The sequence below is a fragment of the Burkholderia sp. NLJ2 genome, assembly GCF_049487195.1.
GTDB classification, from domain to species: domain Bacteria; phylum Pseudomonadota; class Gammaproteobacteria; order Burkholderiales; family Burkholderiaceae; genus Burkholderia; species Burkholderia pyrrocinia.
In genome coordinates this window covers 2,083,286-2,095,505 of the sequence record NZ_CP137808.1, presented here as the reverse complement: position 1 = coordinate 2,095,505, position 12,220 = coordinate 2,083,286, and the positions used below count along the sequence as shown (strand labels likewise).

Below are 12,220 nucleotides of genomic sequence, written 5' to 3'. Positions count from 1 at the left end.
CCGCACCGCGACAGGCACAATCACGCCCGCACACATTGGCCGGCACGCTCCGCGTGCCGGTTTTCACACGATCAAGAAAGAAGGAGTATTCCCATGTTGAAAGGCAACCTCGCCGGACTGATGAAGCAAGCGCAGCAAATGCAGGAAAACATGAAGAAGATGCAGGAGCAGCTTGCGCTGATCGAAGTCGAAGGGCAGTCGGGGGCGGGCCTCGTCAAGGTGACGATGACGTGCCGCAACGAAGTGCGCCGCGTGTCGATCGACCCGAGCCTGCTCGCGGACGACAAGGACATGCTCGAGGATCTCGTCGCGGCCGCGTTCAACGACGCCGTGCGCAAGGCCGAGGCGACGTCGCAGGAAAAGATGAGCGGCATGACGTCGGGCCTGCCGCTGCCCCCGGGCTTCAAGCTGCCGTTCTGAGCGCGGTGTCCTTGCCACTGTTTGCCGCCGTATGAAACAGCCGTCCGCCCTGTCCGCTCTCGTCGAAGCACTGCGCGTGCTGCCCGGCGTCGGGCCGAAATCCGCGCAGCGCATGGCGGTCCACCTGATGCAGCACGACCGCGAGGGCGCGGAGCGGCTTGGCCGGTCGCTGCTGTTCGCGACCGAGCATCTGCAGCACTGCGAGAAGTGCAACACGTTCACCGAAGCGCAGATCTGCGAGGTCTGCAGCGACGAGGAACGTGACCCGACGCTGCTGTGCGTCGTCGAGACGCCTGCCGACCAGATCATGCTCGAGCAGACGATGACTTACCGCGGGCTGTATTTCGTGCTGATGGGGCGGCTGAGCCCGCTCGACGGGATCGGCCCGAAGGAAATCCATTTCGACCGTCTCGTGCGGCGCGCATCCGACGGAATCGTCAAGGAAGTCGTGCTCGCGACCAACTTCACGAACGAAGGCGAAGCCACCGCGCATTACCTCGGCCAGACGCTGAAGGCGCGCGGCCTTGCGGTCACGCGCCTCGCGCGCGGCGTGCCGGTGGGCGGTGAACTCGAATACGTTGACGCGGGCACCATCGCCCGCGCGATGCTCGACCGCCGCACGATGTAAGCCGGGCGCCGCCTGCCGGCGGCGCCGTTCCTCATGCCAGGGAGACACATGAGCACCAGCCAGGGCCCGCTCGCGGGCGTCAAAGTGCTCGAATTCGGAACGCTGATCGCGGGGCCGTTCGCGTCGCGGCTGTTCGCCGAATTCGGCGCGGAAGTGATCAAGATCGAGGATCCGAACGGCGGCGACCCGCTGCGCAAATGGCGCAAGCTCCACCCGGAGCAGGGCGGCACGTCGCTGTGGTGGTCCGTCCAGGCGCGCAACAAGAAGTCGGTCACGCTCAACCTGAAATCCGATGCCGGCAAGGCGATCGCGCGGCAGCTCGCGAGCGAGGCCGACATCGTGATCGAGAACTTCCGTCCCGGCCTGCTCGAAAAGCTCGGGCTCGGCTACGACGTGCTGTCAGCCGACAACCCGGGCCTCGTGATGGTGCGCCTGTCCGGCTACGGGCAGACGGGCCCGTACCGCGACCGGCCCGGCTTCGGTGCGATCGCCGAATCGATGGGCGGGCTGCGCCACATCACCGGCTATCCCGACCTGCCGCCGCCGCGCATCGGCATCTCGATCGGCGATTCGATCGCCGCGCTGCACGGCGTGATCGGCGCGCTGATGGCGCTTCATCACCGCAAGGTCAACGGCGGTGCGGGGCAGGTGGTCGACGTTGCGCTGTACGAAGCCGTATTCAACATGATGGAAAGCGTGGTGCCCGAATACGGCGTGTACGGGATGGTACGCGAGCGCACCGGCGCGTCGCTGCCGGGCATCGTCCCGTCGAATACCTATGCGTGCCGCGACGGCAGCATCGTGATCGGCGGCAACAGCGACCCGATCTTCAAGCGGCTGATGAAGGCGATCGAGCGCGCCGACCTCGCCGACGATCCCGCGCTCGCGCGCAACGACGGGCGCGTGCCGCGCACGCAGGAAATCGACGACGCGATTGCCGCGTGGCTCGCGCCGCGCACGATCGACGACGCGCTCGTCGTGCTCAACGCGGCCGACGTGCCGGCCGGGCGCATCTACAGCGCCGCCGACATGTTCACCGATCCGCAGTTCGTCGCGCGGCAGATGATCCAGCGCTTCAAGCTCGCCGACGGCACCGACATTCCGCTGCCGAACATCACGCCGAAGCTGTCGGACACGCCGGGCGAAACGCGCTGGCTCGGGCCGGAGCTCGGCGAGCATACGGACGAGGTGCTGCGCGGCCTCGGCTACGACGCGCAGGCGATTGCCGCGCTGCGCGACGCGGGCGCGATTTGAGCGCCCCCGGACCTGTCGCTTCGCGCCGGGCCCCCCGAGGGGACTTTCCTTCGGGGCGGAAAACCCGGGGCGGCCCGGCGTGTTCTTGAGAACGCAGAATGCCGCCGCGCAATGCGGCGGCGCACCGTGCGCACCTGCGCGAACGCGGCCATCCGCAGCCGCCGGACTGTCGCTCTCGCGCCATCTTTCCTCGGTTACAATCGCCGGATGCGAATCCTACTCAGCAACGACGACGGCTATCTCGCCCCCGGTCTCGCCGCGCTCAGCGAAGCGCTGCAGCCGCTGGCCGAACTCACGGTGATCGCGCCCGAGCAGAACTGCAGCGGCGCATCGAATTCCCTCACGTTGTGGCGGCCGCTGTCGGTGCAGCGCGCGGCGGGTACGGGTTTCTTCTACGTGAACGGCACGCCGACCGATTCGGTGCACGTCGCGTTGACGGGGATGACCGACGCGAAGCCGGACATCGTCGTGTCGGGGATCAACAACGGCCAGAACATGGGCGAAGACACGCTCTATTCGGGGACAGTTGCAGCGGCCACCGAAGGCATCATGTTCGGCGTTCCGGCCATCGCATTCTCGCTGGCCGACAAGGGCTGGGCCCATCTGGCGGACGCCGCGCGCGTCGCGGCGGAAATCGTCGAGCACTACCTCGCGCATCCGCTGCCGGGCCATCCGCTGCTGAACGTCAATATTCCGAACCTGCCGTACGACGAACTGAAGGGCTGGAAGGTCACGCGCCTCGGCAAGCGTCATCCGTCGCAGCCGGTGATTCGCCAGACCGACCCGCGCGGCGAGCCGGTGTACTGGATCGGTGCGGCGGGTGCGGCGCTGGACGCGAGCGACGGCACCGATTTCCACGCCGTCGCAAACGGTTTCGTGTCGATCACGCCACTGCAGCTCGACCTCACGCATACGCAGATGCTGCCCGCGACGCGTGAATGGGCGCGCGCCGGAGGGCGGGCTTCATGAGCGGCGAGCGCGCGAAGCGGTTCCCGCTCGCGCTCGAAGATCTCAAACGAGCGCCACGCAAGTCGGAAGGTCGGGCCGGCGAACGCCATGCGGCGGTCGCGGTGCCGAAAGCCGCCGACAAGCCCGCGGCCGTGCTGAAACCGGTTGCGGTGAAGCCGGCTGCCGGGCGGGCGCCGCTGTCCGGTTCCGCCGCCGCGAAGCCTGCGACTGCGCCGAAGCCGACCGCGCTGAAGCCTGCGCTGCCGAAGCCGGCCGCGCCGAGCGTCGCGCCGGCCGGCGCGTTCGCACTCACGTCGGAACGTGTGCGCGAGCGGATGGTCGAACGGCTGCGCGCGAACGGCGTGACCGACGCACGCGTGCTGGAAGCGATGGCCGCGGTGCCGCGCCACATGTTCGTGGATCCGGGGCTCGCGACGCAGGCCTATGAGGATTCGGCGTTGCCGATCGGCCACCAGCAGACAATTTCAAAGCCGTCGGTCGTCGCGCGCATGATCGAGCTCGCGATGGCCGGCCGCACGCTCGAGCGCGTCCTCGAGATCGGCACGGGCTGCGGCTACCAGGCTGCCGTGCTGAGTCACGTGGCACGCGACGTGTATTCGATTGAACGCATCAAGCCGCTCTACGAGCGCGCGAAGCTGAACCTGCGGCCGCTGCGCGTGCCGAACATCCGTCTGCACTATGGCGACGGGCGTGTCGGCTTGCCGTCCGCAGCCCCGTTCGACGCGATCGTGATCGCGGCGGCGGGGCTCGACGTGCCGCAGGCGCTGCTCGAGCAGCTCGCGATCGGCGGGCGGCTCGTCGCGCCGGTCGGCGCGCAGAGTGGACAGCACCAGGTGCTCACGCTCGTCGAGCGCGTCGCGCACGCGCAATGGAGAGAGTCCCGGCTTGATCGCGTTTTCTTTGTCCCTTTAAAATCCGGAGTGATTTGATACCGATGAGTATGTTGCGCGCGATGCAAAACAACCGATCCAGGGAACCGCTCACGCTCGCCCAGCGCGCGATCTGTGTAGCTGCGTTCTCCACGCTTCTGGCCGCCTGTGCGACGCGGCTCGACAACGCGCCTGTCGTCGACCGCTCCGGGTCGCTCGGCACGACGGCCGCTGCGCAGCCCGCGGTGCCGCTTGGCCCGCCGCCGCCTGGCTTCTACCGTGTGAAGCCGGGCGACACGCTGTACCGGATCGCGCTCGAGAACGGGCAGAACTATCGCGACATCGCGTCGTGGAACAACCTGGCGAACCCGAACCAGATCGAAGTCGACCAGTTGCTACGCGTTGCGCCGCCGGGCGGCGCAGCGGCTGCGGGCGTACCGGCCGCCGCACCGATCGCGGGCGCCGCCGTCGCGACCGCGCCGCTCAGCAGCGGCCCCGCGACGCCGGCCGCCGGCACGTCGTCCACGCTCGCAACGCCGCCGGCTGCGGCCACCGGATCGAGCGACACGGCGGCGGCTCCGAGCGGCCCCGTGACGTTTGCATGGCCCGCGCGCGGCCCCGTGCTGAACGGGTTCGACGACGCGAAGAACAAGGGTGTCAATATCGGCGGCGCGGCCGGCGAGACCGTGAAGGCGGCGGCCGACGGCCGCGTCGTCTACTCGGGCAACGGCCTGCGTGGCTACGGCAACCTCATTATCATCAAACACGATGCAACTTACCTCACGGCGTATGCACATAATCGCGCTTTGATGGTAAAAGAGGGGGACGCGGTAACGAAGGGGCAGAAGATCGCCGAGATGGGTAACAGCGATTCCGACCGCGTGATGCTGCATTTCGAGGTTCGCCGGCAGGGTAAGCCTGTCGATCCGCTGAAGTATTTGCCGCCTCAATAACCGAGACGACCATGCCGAAATCGAAGCGCCACGAGCCGCAAGCCGAGTCTGAGAAGATCAGTCGTGCCACGCAAGCATCGGTGGGGCGAGCTGGTGCTTCGACGGACGACGAAGACGACGTCGCGGAAAACGAACGTGATCTCGAGGCACGCGACGCCGAGGCGGACGGTGGCGACGACGAGCGCGAAGGCCGCACGGAAGCAGCGCCCGACGTCGACGATTTCCGCACGCTGCTGCAGGCCGAGCTCACGGCCGACACGATCCAGCATTACCTGAACCGCATCAGCGTGAAGCCGCTGCTGACCGTCGAGGAAGAGCAGCGCTATTCCCGGCTCGCCAAGGCCGGCGAATTCGAGGCGCGGCAGGTGATGATCGAGCGCAACCTGCGTCTCGTCGTCAGTATCGCCAAGGGGTATCTGAACCGCGGCGTGCCGCTGCTCGACCTGATCGAGGAGGGCAACCTCGGCTTGATGCACGCGATCGAGAAGTTCGACCCGACGCGCGGTTTCCGCTTCTCGACCTATGCGACCTGGTGGATCCGGCAGAGCATCGAGCGGGCGATCATGAACCAGGCCCGCACGGTGCGCCTGCCCGTGCACGTGATCCGCGAACTGAACCAGGTGCTGCGCGCGAAGCGCCACCTCGAAAAGAATTCGATGTCGACGGGCGAGGCGGCCGAGCGCCGCGAAGCCAGCATCGACGACATCGCCTATCTCACCGGCAAGACCGCCGAGGAAGTCACCGATATCCTCGCGCTCAACGAGCACACGGCGTCGCTCGACGCGCCGCTCGACCTCGATCCCGCGAGCAGCCTGCTCGACCTGCTGCCCGACGACCAGAGCCAGTCACCCGACGCCGAGGTGCAGCACCGCGAGCTGGAGACGCTGACGCGCGCGTGGCTGTCGCGTCTGTCCGACAAGCATCGGCACGTGATTGAGCGTCGCTTCGGCCTGAACCACATCGAACCGGCGACGCTCGAAGAGCTAGCAGACGAGATGGGGCTCACGCGCGAGCGCGTGCGGCAGATCCAGCAGGAAGCGCTGGTGCGCCTCAAGCGGTTCTTCGCCTCCAACGGCGTGCGCAAGGACGCCGTTTTGTAACTGATGACTCCGATTCTTGTTTTTGACATCGAGACGATTCCCGATGTCGACGGCATTCGCCGTCTGGAAGACCTGCCCGCGACGCTCGACGATGCCGCGGTGGCCGAACATGCGTTCGCCGCACGCCGCGAGAAGACCGGCGGCGATTTCCTGCCGCATCACCTGCAGCGCATTGCGGCGATCTCGTGCGTGTTCCGCGATAACAACGGCTTTCGCGTCCGCTCGCTCGGCACGCCGCAGGACAACGAAGCGACGCTGATCCAGTCGTTCTACCGCGTGATCGAGAAATACACGCCGCAGCTCGTGTCGTGGAACGGCGGTGGTTTCGATCTGCCGGTGCTCCATTACCGCGCGCTCGTGCACGGCGTTCCCGCGACCCGCTACTGGGATCTCGGCGAGGACGACCGCGAATTCAAGTGGAACAACTACATCTCGCGCTATCACTCGAGGCACACCGATCTGATGGATGTGCTCGCGATGTATCAAGCGCGCGCGAACGCACCGCTCGACGCGCTCGCCAAGCTGTGCGGCTTTCCGGGCAAGCTCGGGATGGACGGCAGCCAGGTGTGGCCGGCGTTCCAGGAAGGGCGAATCGAGGAAATCCGCAATTATTGCGAGACCGATGTCGTCAATACATACCTGCTGTACTGCCGGTTCCAGTTGATGCGCGGCGGCCTGACGCAGAGCGAGTATGCGGACGAGATCCTGCTCGTGAAGAACGCGCTCGCGCAGGAGCCGGCATCGCACTGGGCCGAATACCTGGCGGGCTTCGACGCGTAGCGCGGGCAGGCGCCGCCGCGGCCTGCGGCTGGCGCGATCAAGCGAGTTCGAGCAGCACTGGCTGGTGATCCGATGCACGCACGTCGCTGTCGATCTCGCAGCGCACGACGCGCGGCAGCAGCGTATCGGTCACGAACTCGAAGTCGCACGCGAGCGGCCCCTCCGACCATTGCACCGTATCGTAGACGCCGGCTGTCGGTGGCGGCGTGCGGCCGGGGTGCCGCGCGACCCATGCGTCGACGAAGCGCGGCGCGTCGGCGACCGGCTCCAGGAAGCGCCGGTACGCATCGCTGCCGAACGCGCTGTTGAAATCGCCGCAGACGATCGCATCGCGCGGCTGACCGGTTGCGCTGAACGGTCCGTCGGCAGTTTCGGCGGGCGCGGGCCGTTCCGCATGCGCGCAGGCCTCGCGATGCCGGTCGCGCAGCGCGTCGACCTGCGCAAGCCGCTGGCGCGCCGAATAGTATTCGAGGTGCGTGGTGACCACGCGCAGCGGGCCGAAAGGCGTCTGCAGCTCGACGTCGAGCGCGACGCGCGGCATCGATGGCGCGCCGGCGTCTGCCGGCCACGGCAGCAACTGGCGCAGCACGCGCCCGACCGGCAGCCGGGTCGCGATCGCGTTGCCGAACTGGCGGCGCGGTGCGCCGGGTTCGATGGCAGGCAGGTCGGCGCCGATCGCTTCTACGATCGTATAGCCGGGCAGCAGCGCCGCGAGTTCGGCGAACTGGTCGGGGCCGGGCCGGCCGGGCAGGGCGCCGAAGCCGCGCGTGACCTCCTGCAGACACAGCACGTCGAAATCGCCGAGCCGGCGGATTGTCGCGACGGTGCGCGAAAGGTCGACAGCGCCGTCGGCGTCCCGACCCCATTGGATGTTCCAGTCGATCAGCTGCATGGTCGAATCTCCTGCCGGGTGGATTTCGGGCTGCCGGCCCTTCCTGACTGGTTTCGCAGCCGATCGGCTGCTGGCGTTCCCGAGCTACCTGCCTGCCCCTTCCGGTCCAATGCAGGGCCGTCTATGCTTAAGTGTCGGCGCTTGCCCCATGCAAAGAGGCCAATGCGGGCCTTCGTCGTCTACAATCTCGCCTTCTTCAACGTTTGTCAGGAAAAGCTGGTGTCCGAAGCCGTCCCCACTTCTGCGCGCAAATCGAAAAATGCGCCCGTCGCGCCCGGGATCGCCCCGGTTCTCGAGATCGAATCGCTCGACATGGAAGCGCGCGGTGTCGGCCGCACGATGACCGAGGACGGCGAGCCGGGCAAGGTCATCTTCGTCGAGGGTGCGCTGCCGGGCGAACGCGTGACTTATTCGAGCTACCGCCGCAAGCCGAGCTACGAGCAGGCGACGGTTGTCGACATTCTGCGCCCGAGCGTGATGCGCACGCAGCCGAAATGCAAGTTCTTCGGCACCTGCGGCGGCTGCTCGATGCAGCATCTCGACATGCGCGCGCAGGTGGCGGTCAAGCAGCGTGTGCTCGAAGACAACCTGTGGCACCTGGCGAAGCTGCGTGCGGAAACGATGTTCGCGCCTATCCATGGCCCGTCGTGGGGCTATCGCTACCGTGCGCGCCTGACCGTGCGCAACGTCGCGAAGAAGGGCGGCGTGTTGGTCGGGTTCCACGAGAAGAAGAGCAGCTATGTCGCCGACATGACGAGTTGCGAAGTGCTGCCGCCGCACGTGTCGGCGATGCTCGTGCCGCTGCGCCGGCTCGTCGAGGGGCTGTCGATCCGCGATCGGATGCCGCAGATCGAGCTCGCGGTCGGCTCGGAGGTCACCGCGCTCGTGCTGCGCGTGCTGGAGCCGATCAACGCGGACGACGAAGCGCTGCTGCGCGCATTCGCGGACGAACACAAGGTGCAGTTCTGGCTGCAGCCGAAGGGCCCCGACACGGTGACGCCGTTCTATCCGCTCGACGTGTCGCTCGACTACACGCTGCCGGAGTTCGGCATCCGCATGCCGTTCAAGCCGACCGACTTCACGCAGGTCAACCATCAGATCAACCGCGTGCTGGTGGGCCGCGCGCTGCGCTTGCTCGCGCCGTCGCGCGACGACCGCGTGCTCGACCTGTTCTGCGGGATCGGTAACTTCACGCTGCCGCTCGCGCGGCTGTCGCGCGAAGTGGTGGGCATCGAGGGCAGCGACACGCTGACGACGCGCGCGCTTGCGAACGCGCGCGAGAACGGTGTCGACGGCCACACGACGTTCGCGTGCCGGAACCTGTTCGAAGTGACGGGCGACGACATCCGTGCGCTCGGCGCATTCGACAAGTTCCTGATTGATCCGCCGCGCGAAGGCGCGCTCGCGGTGTCGAAGGCGCTGGCCGAGATTGCGCAAAGTGGCGAAGGCCCGCTGCCGAAGCGGATCGTCTACGTGTCGTGCAACCCGTCGACGCTTGCGCGCGACGCGGGCCTGCTCGTGCACGAGGCGGGCTACCGGCTGAAGGGCGCCGGTGTCGTGAACATGTTCCCGAACACGTCGCACGTCGAATCGATCGCGCTGTTCGAGCGCGACTGAGCCGGGCGGCGAACGTAAAAAAACCGGCCCTCGGGCCGGTTTTTTTTGTGATGCGTGGCGAACGTCAGTTGCGGTTGCCGCCGAAGATGCCGAGCAGCGCGAGCAGGTTCGTGAACACGTTGTACAGGTCGAGGTAGATCGCGAGCGTCGCCGAGATGTAGTTCGTCTCGCCGCCGTTCACGACGCGCTGGACGTCGAACAGCATGTACGCGGAGAAGATCGCGATCGCGAGCACCGACACGGTGAGCATCAGCGCCGGCAGCTGCAGGAAGATGTTCGCGACCGACGCAAGCAGGATCACGATCACGCCCATGAACAACCACTTGCCGAGCCCCGAGAAGTCGCGCTTGCTGACGGTGGCGATCGTCGCCATCGCGGCGAAGATGATGCCGGTGCCGCCGAACGCGAGCATGATCAGCGACGGGCCGTTCGAGAAACCGAGGATGAAGCTCAGCAGCCGCGACAGCATCAGGCCCATGAAGAACGTGAAGCCGAGCAGCACGAACACGCCGGCCGCGCTGTTTTTCGTCCGCTCGATCGCGAACATGAAGCCGAACGCGATCGCGAAGAACGCAAGCAGGCTCATCATCGGGCTCGTGGCCGCGAACAGCGAGAAGCCCGTCGCGACGCCGACCCAGGCGCCCAGCACGGTCGGCACCATCGACAGCGCGAGCAGCCAGTACGTGTTCCGCAGCACGCGGTTGCGAACCTCGGCGGTGCTGACGGAACCGCCGCGGCCGAAATTGTACGGATAATCGTTCATGGTTTCTCCTAACATTGAACGCGTGGGCGTCCGGGGTCGGTTCGGCGCGCGCGGTGTGCGGCGCAGCAAACCGGAGCAGCTATGGCTAAGATACGTTCCGCGTCGCGAGGTTTCAATGGCTGCGCGGCGCAAAACATATGGATTCGGAACCTTTCACATGTGTAAGGGTTCAATCGCAATGATACACGGGATCGTGCTACAATAGCGGATTCATTTGAACCTGTAACTTCTTAATTTCTTGGAGTTTTTATGGCAATCGAGCGCACCCTGTCGATCATCAAGCCGGATGCGGTGGCAAAGAACGTGATCGGCCAGATCTACAGCCGTTTCGAAGGCGCCGGCCTGAAGATCGTCGCATCGCGCATGGCGCACCTGTCGCGTGCTGACGCAGAGAAGTTCTACGCGGTTCACGCAGCGCGTCCGTTCTTCAAGGACCTCGTCGATTTCATGATCTCGGGCCCGGTGATGATCCAGGTTCTGGAAGGTGAAGGCGCGATCCTGAAGAACCGCGACCTGATGGGCGCAACGGATCCGAAGAAGGCGGAACAGGGCACGATCCGCGCCGACTTCGCGGACAGCATCGACGCGAACGCCGTGCACGGCTCGGACGCAGCGGAAACGGCTGCCGTCGAAGTCGCGTTCTTCTTCCCGGAAATGAACGTTTACTCGCGTTAAGCCCTGGCTGACAGCAAGTAGGCAGGATTCAGCGCACGCGGCAAGGCAGCACATCATGACGAGCGAAACTTCCGTCAATCTTCTCGACTTCGATGCCGAGGGTCTTGTCGCGTACTGCGGCAGCCTCGGCGAGAAGCCGTTCCGCGCCAAGCAGTTGCAGCGCTGGATCCACCAGTACAACGCCGGCGATTTCGACGGCATGACCGATCTCGCGAAGTCCCTGAGAGAAAAGCTCAAGGGCCGCGCGTCGATCGTGATGCCGGATATCGCCAGCGATCACGTTTCCACCGACGGCACGCGCAAGTGGCTGATCGACGTCGGAAACGGCAATGCGGTCGAAACCGTGTTCATCCCGGAAGAGACGCGCGGCACGCTGTGCGTGTCGTCGCAGGCCGGGTGTGCGGTCAACTGCCGCTTCTGTTCGACGGGCAAGCAGGGCTTTTCCCGCAACCTGTCGACAGCCGAAATCATCGGCCAGCTACGGATGGCCGAATTTGCATTGCGAGCGTCGCTGGGCCGCGCGCCCGGCCCGAACGGCAAGGCCGAACGGGTCGTCACCAACGTGGTGATGATGGGCATGGGCGAGCCGCTCCTGAATTACAGTGCGGTCGTACCCGCGATGCGGCTGATGCTCGACGACAACGCGTACGGCCTGTCGCGCCGCCGCGTCACGCTGTCGACGTCCGGCGTGGTGCCGATGATGGATCGCCTCGGCGCCGAGCTGCCGGTCGCGCTGGCCGTTTCGCTGCATGCGCCGAACGATGCGCTGCGCGACGAGCTGGTGCCGCTCAACAAGAAGTATCCGCTCCGCGAGCTGATGGCTGCGTGCCAGCGCTATCTGAAAGTCGCGCCGCGCGACTTCATTACTTTCGAATACTGCATGCTCGACGGCGTCAACGACACCGAAGCCCATGCACGCGAACTGCTGGCCGTCACGCGCGACGTGCCATGCAAGTTCAATCTGATTCCGTTCAATCCGTTTCCGGAATCGGGCCTCCTCCGCTCGAAGTCGGAGCAGATCAAGCGCTTTGCACAGGTCCTCATCGACGCGGGTGTCGTCACGACCGTGCGCAAGACGCGCGGCGACGATATCGATGCCGCGTGCGGCCAGTTGGCCGGCGCGGTGAAAGACCGTACGCGCCTCGCGGAACGAACGGGCGCAGCAGCAAAAATCATCGAAGTTCGGGCGATTTGACGGGGACGCCTAGTCGGGGATGCCCGTCCGGGGATGCCCGAACCTTTTGGCAGTACAACACGCGAATAGCGATCGGTCGCGGCGCCACGGCGCCGCGCATGGTAT

The 12,220-nt window shown here is 66.2% G+C and carries 13 protein-coding genes; 11 read left to right on the top strand and 2 right to left on the bottom strand.

Features of this window, described 5'->3' with window-relative positions; genetic code table 11:
- Positions 1-93: 93 nt before the first annotated feature.
- The 8 genes from R9B84_RS09595 to R9B84_RS09560 all read left to right on the top strand — a co-directional run bounded on the left by R9B84_RS09595 (position 94) and on the right by R9B84_RS09560 (position 6,973).
- Entirely contained in the window at positions 94-420 is a 327-nt protein-coding gene (locus R9B84_RS09595; protein ID WP_006482124.1) for a YbaB/EbfC family nucleoid-associated protein, read from the top strand.
- A gap of 31 nt (positions 421-451) precedes the next feature.
- Positions 452-1,048 carry a recombination mediator RecR gene (gene recR, locus R9B84_RS09590; RefSeq protein WP_034181272.1) on the top strand — a complete coding sequence of 199 codons (597 nt, stop codon included), beginning with the start codon at positions 452-454 and terminating at the stop codon, positions 1,046-1,048.
- A gap of 48 nt (positions 1,049-1,096) precedes the next feature.
- Positions 1,097-2,302 carry a CaiB/BaiF CoA transferase family protein gene (locus R9B84_RS09585; RefSeq protein WP_423757800.1) on the top strand — a complete coding sequence of 402 codons (1,206 nt, stop codon included), beginning with the start codon at positions 1,097-1,099 and terminating at the stop codon, positions 2,300-2,302.
- A 207-nt stretch (positions 2,303-2,509) separates the two neighbouring features.
- Entirely contained in the window at positions 2,510-3,271 is a 762-nt protein-coding gene (gene surE / locus R9B84_RS09580) for a 5'/3'-nucleotidase SurE (protein ID WP_423757799.1), read from the top strand.
- Complete coding sequence (locus R9B84_RS09575) at positions 3,268-4,200, top strand: protein-L-isoaspartate(D-aspartate) O-methyltransferase (RefSeq protein ID WP_096471068.1); 933 nt, start codon at positions 3,268-3,270, stop codon at positions 4,198-4,200. The genes surE and R9B84_RS09575 overlap by 4 nt, the downstream gene beginning before the upstream one ends.
- A 5-nt stretch (positions 4,201-4,205) precedes the next feature.
- Positions 4,206-5,093: a peptidoglycan DD-metalloendopeptidase family protein gene (locus R9B84_RS09570; RefSeq protein ID WP_423757798.1), complete on the top strand. Its 888-nt coding sequence runs from the start codon at positions 4,206-4,208 to the stop codon at positions 5,091-5,093.
- A gap of 11 nt (positions 5,094-5,104) precedes the next feature.
- Positions 5,105-6,193 carry an RNA polymerase sigma factor RpoS gene (gene rpoS / locus R9B84_RS09565; protein WP_423757797.1) on the top strand — a complete coding sequence of 363 codons (1,089 nt, stop codon included), beginning with the start codon at positions 5,105-5,107 and terminating at the stop codon, positions 6,191-6,193.
- A 3-nt stretch (positions 6,194-6,196) separates the two neighbouring features.
- Positions 6,197-6,973, top strand: coding sequence for a 3'-5' exonuclease (locus tag R9B84_RS09560; RefSeq protein ID WP_423757796.1), 777 nt, complete (start codon positions 6,197-6,199; stop codon positions 6,971-6,973).
- Positions 6,974-7,010: 37 nt separating this feature from the next.
- Here the strand turns inward: R9B84_RS09560 and R9B84_RS09555 are convergent, their stop codons facing one another.
- On the bottom strand, positions 7,011-7,865 hold the full coding sequence (locus tag R9B84_RS09555; RefSeq protein WP_423757795.1) for an endonuclease/exonuclease/phosphatase family protein: 855 nt from the start codon (positions 7,863-7,865) through the stop codon (positions 7,011-7,013).
- 162 nt (positions 7,866-8,027) lie between these two features.
- Here R9B84_RS09555 and rlmD point away from each other — a divergent pair, with 162 nt between their 5' ends.
- Positions 8,028-9,482: a 23S rRNA (uracil(1939)-C(5))-methyltransferase RlmD gene (gene rlmD, locus R9B84_RS09550; RefSeq protein ID WP_423757794.1), complete on the top strand. Its 1,455-nt coding sequence runs from the start codon at positions 8,028-8,030 to the stop codon at positions 9,480-9,482.
- Positions 9,483-9,546: 64 nt separating this feature from the next.
- Here the strand turns inward: rlmD and R9B84_RS09545 are convergent, their stop codons facing one another.
- Complete coding sequence (locus R9B84_RS09545; protein WP_006761414.1) at positions 9,547-10,245, bottom strand: Bax inhibitor-1/YccA family protein; 699 nt, start codon at positions 10,243-10,245, stop codon at positions 9,547-9,549.
- Positions 10,246-10,494: 249 nt separating this feature from the next.
- Here R9B84_RS09545 and ndk point away from each other — a divergent pair, with 249 nt between their 5' ends.
- Complete coding sequence (gene ndk / locus R9B84_RS09540; RefSeq protein ID WP_047900843.1) at positions 10,495-10,920, top strand: nucleoside-diphosphate kinase; 426 nt, start codon at positions 10,495-10,497, stop codon at positions 10,918-10,920.
- 55 nt (positions 10,921-10,975) lie between these two features.
- Positions 10,976-12,115: a 23S rRNA (adenine(2503)-C(2))-methyltransferase RlmN gene (rlmN, locus tag R9B84_RS09535; RefSeq protein WP_423757793.1), complete on the top strand. Its 1,140-nt coding sequence runs from the start codon at positions 10,976-10,978 to the stop codon at positions 12,113-12,115.
- Positions 12,116-12,220: the final 105 nt, after the last annotated feature.

Bases quoted from the DNA above. Each gene is read 5' to 3' on its own strand.
- R9B84_RS09595 (WP_006482124.1), top strand. From the start codon at position 94: ATGTTGAAAGGCAACCTCGCCGGACTGATGAAGCAAGCGCAGCAAATG.
- R9B84_RS09560 (WP_423757796.1), top strand. From the start codon at position 6,197: ATGACTCCGATTCTTGTTTTTGACATCGAGACGATTCCCGATGTCGAC.
- R9B84_RS09570 (WP_423757798.1), top strand. From the start codon at position 4,206: ATGAGTATGTTGCGCGCGATGCAAAACAACCGATCCAGGGAACCGCTC.
- R9B84_RS09555 (WP_423757795.1), bottom strand. From the start codon at position 7,865: ATGCAGCTGATCGACTGGAACATCCAATGGGGTCGGGACGCCGACGGC.
- R9B84_RS09545 (WP_006761414.1), bottom strand. From the start codon at position 10,245: ATGAACGATTATCCGTACAATTTCGGCCGCGGCGGTTCCGTCAGCACC.
- recR (WP_034181272.1), top strand. From the start codon at position 452: ATGAAACAGCCGTCCGCCCTGTCCGCTCTCGTCGAAGCACTGCGCGTG.
- rlmN (WP_423757793.1), top strand. From the start codon at position 10,976: ATGACGAGCGAAACTTCCGTCAATCTTCTCGACTTCGATGCCGAGGGT.
- ndk (WP_047900843.1), top strand. From the start codon at position 10,495: ATGGCAATCGAGCGCACCCTGTCGATCATCAAGCCGGATGCGGTGGCA.
- rlmD (WP_423757794.1), top strand. From the start codon at position 8,028: ATGCGGGCCTTCGTCGTCTACAATCTCGCCTTCTTCAACGTTTGTCAG.
- rpoS (WP_423757797.1), top strand. From the start codon at position 5,105: ATGCCGAAATCGAAGCGCCACGAGCCGCAAGCCGAGTCTGAGAAGATC.
- R9B84_RS09585 (WP_423757800.1), top strand. From the start codon at position 1,097: ATGAGCACCAGCCAGGGCCCGCTCGCGGGCGTCAAAGTGCTCGAATTC.
- R9B84_RS09575 (WP_096471068.1), top strand. From the start codon at position 3,268: ATGAGCGGCGAGCGCGCGAAGCGGTTCCCGCTCGCGCTCGAAGATCTC.
- surE (WP_423757799.1), top strand. From the start codon at position 2,510: ATGCGAATCCTACTCAGCAACGACGACGGCTATCTCGCCCCCGGTCTC.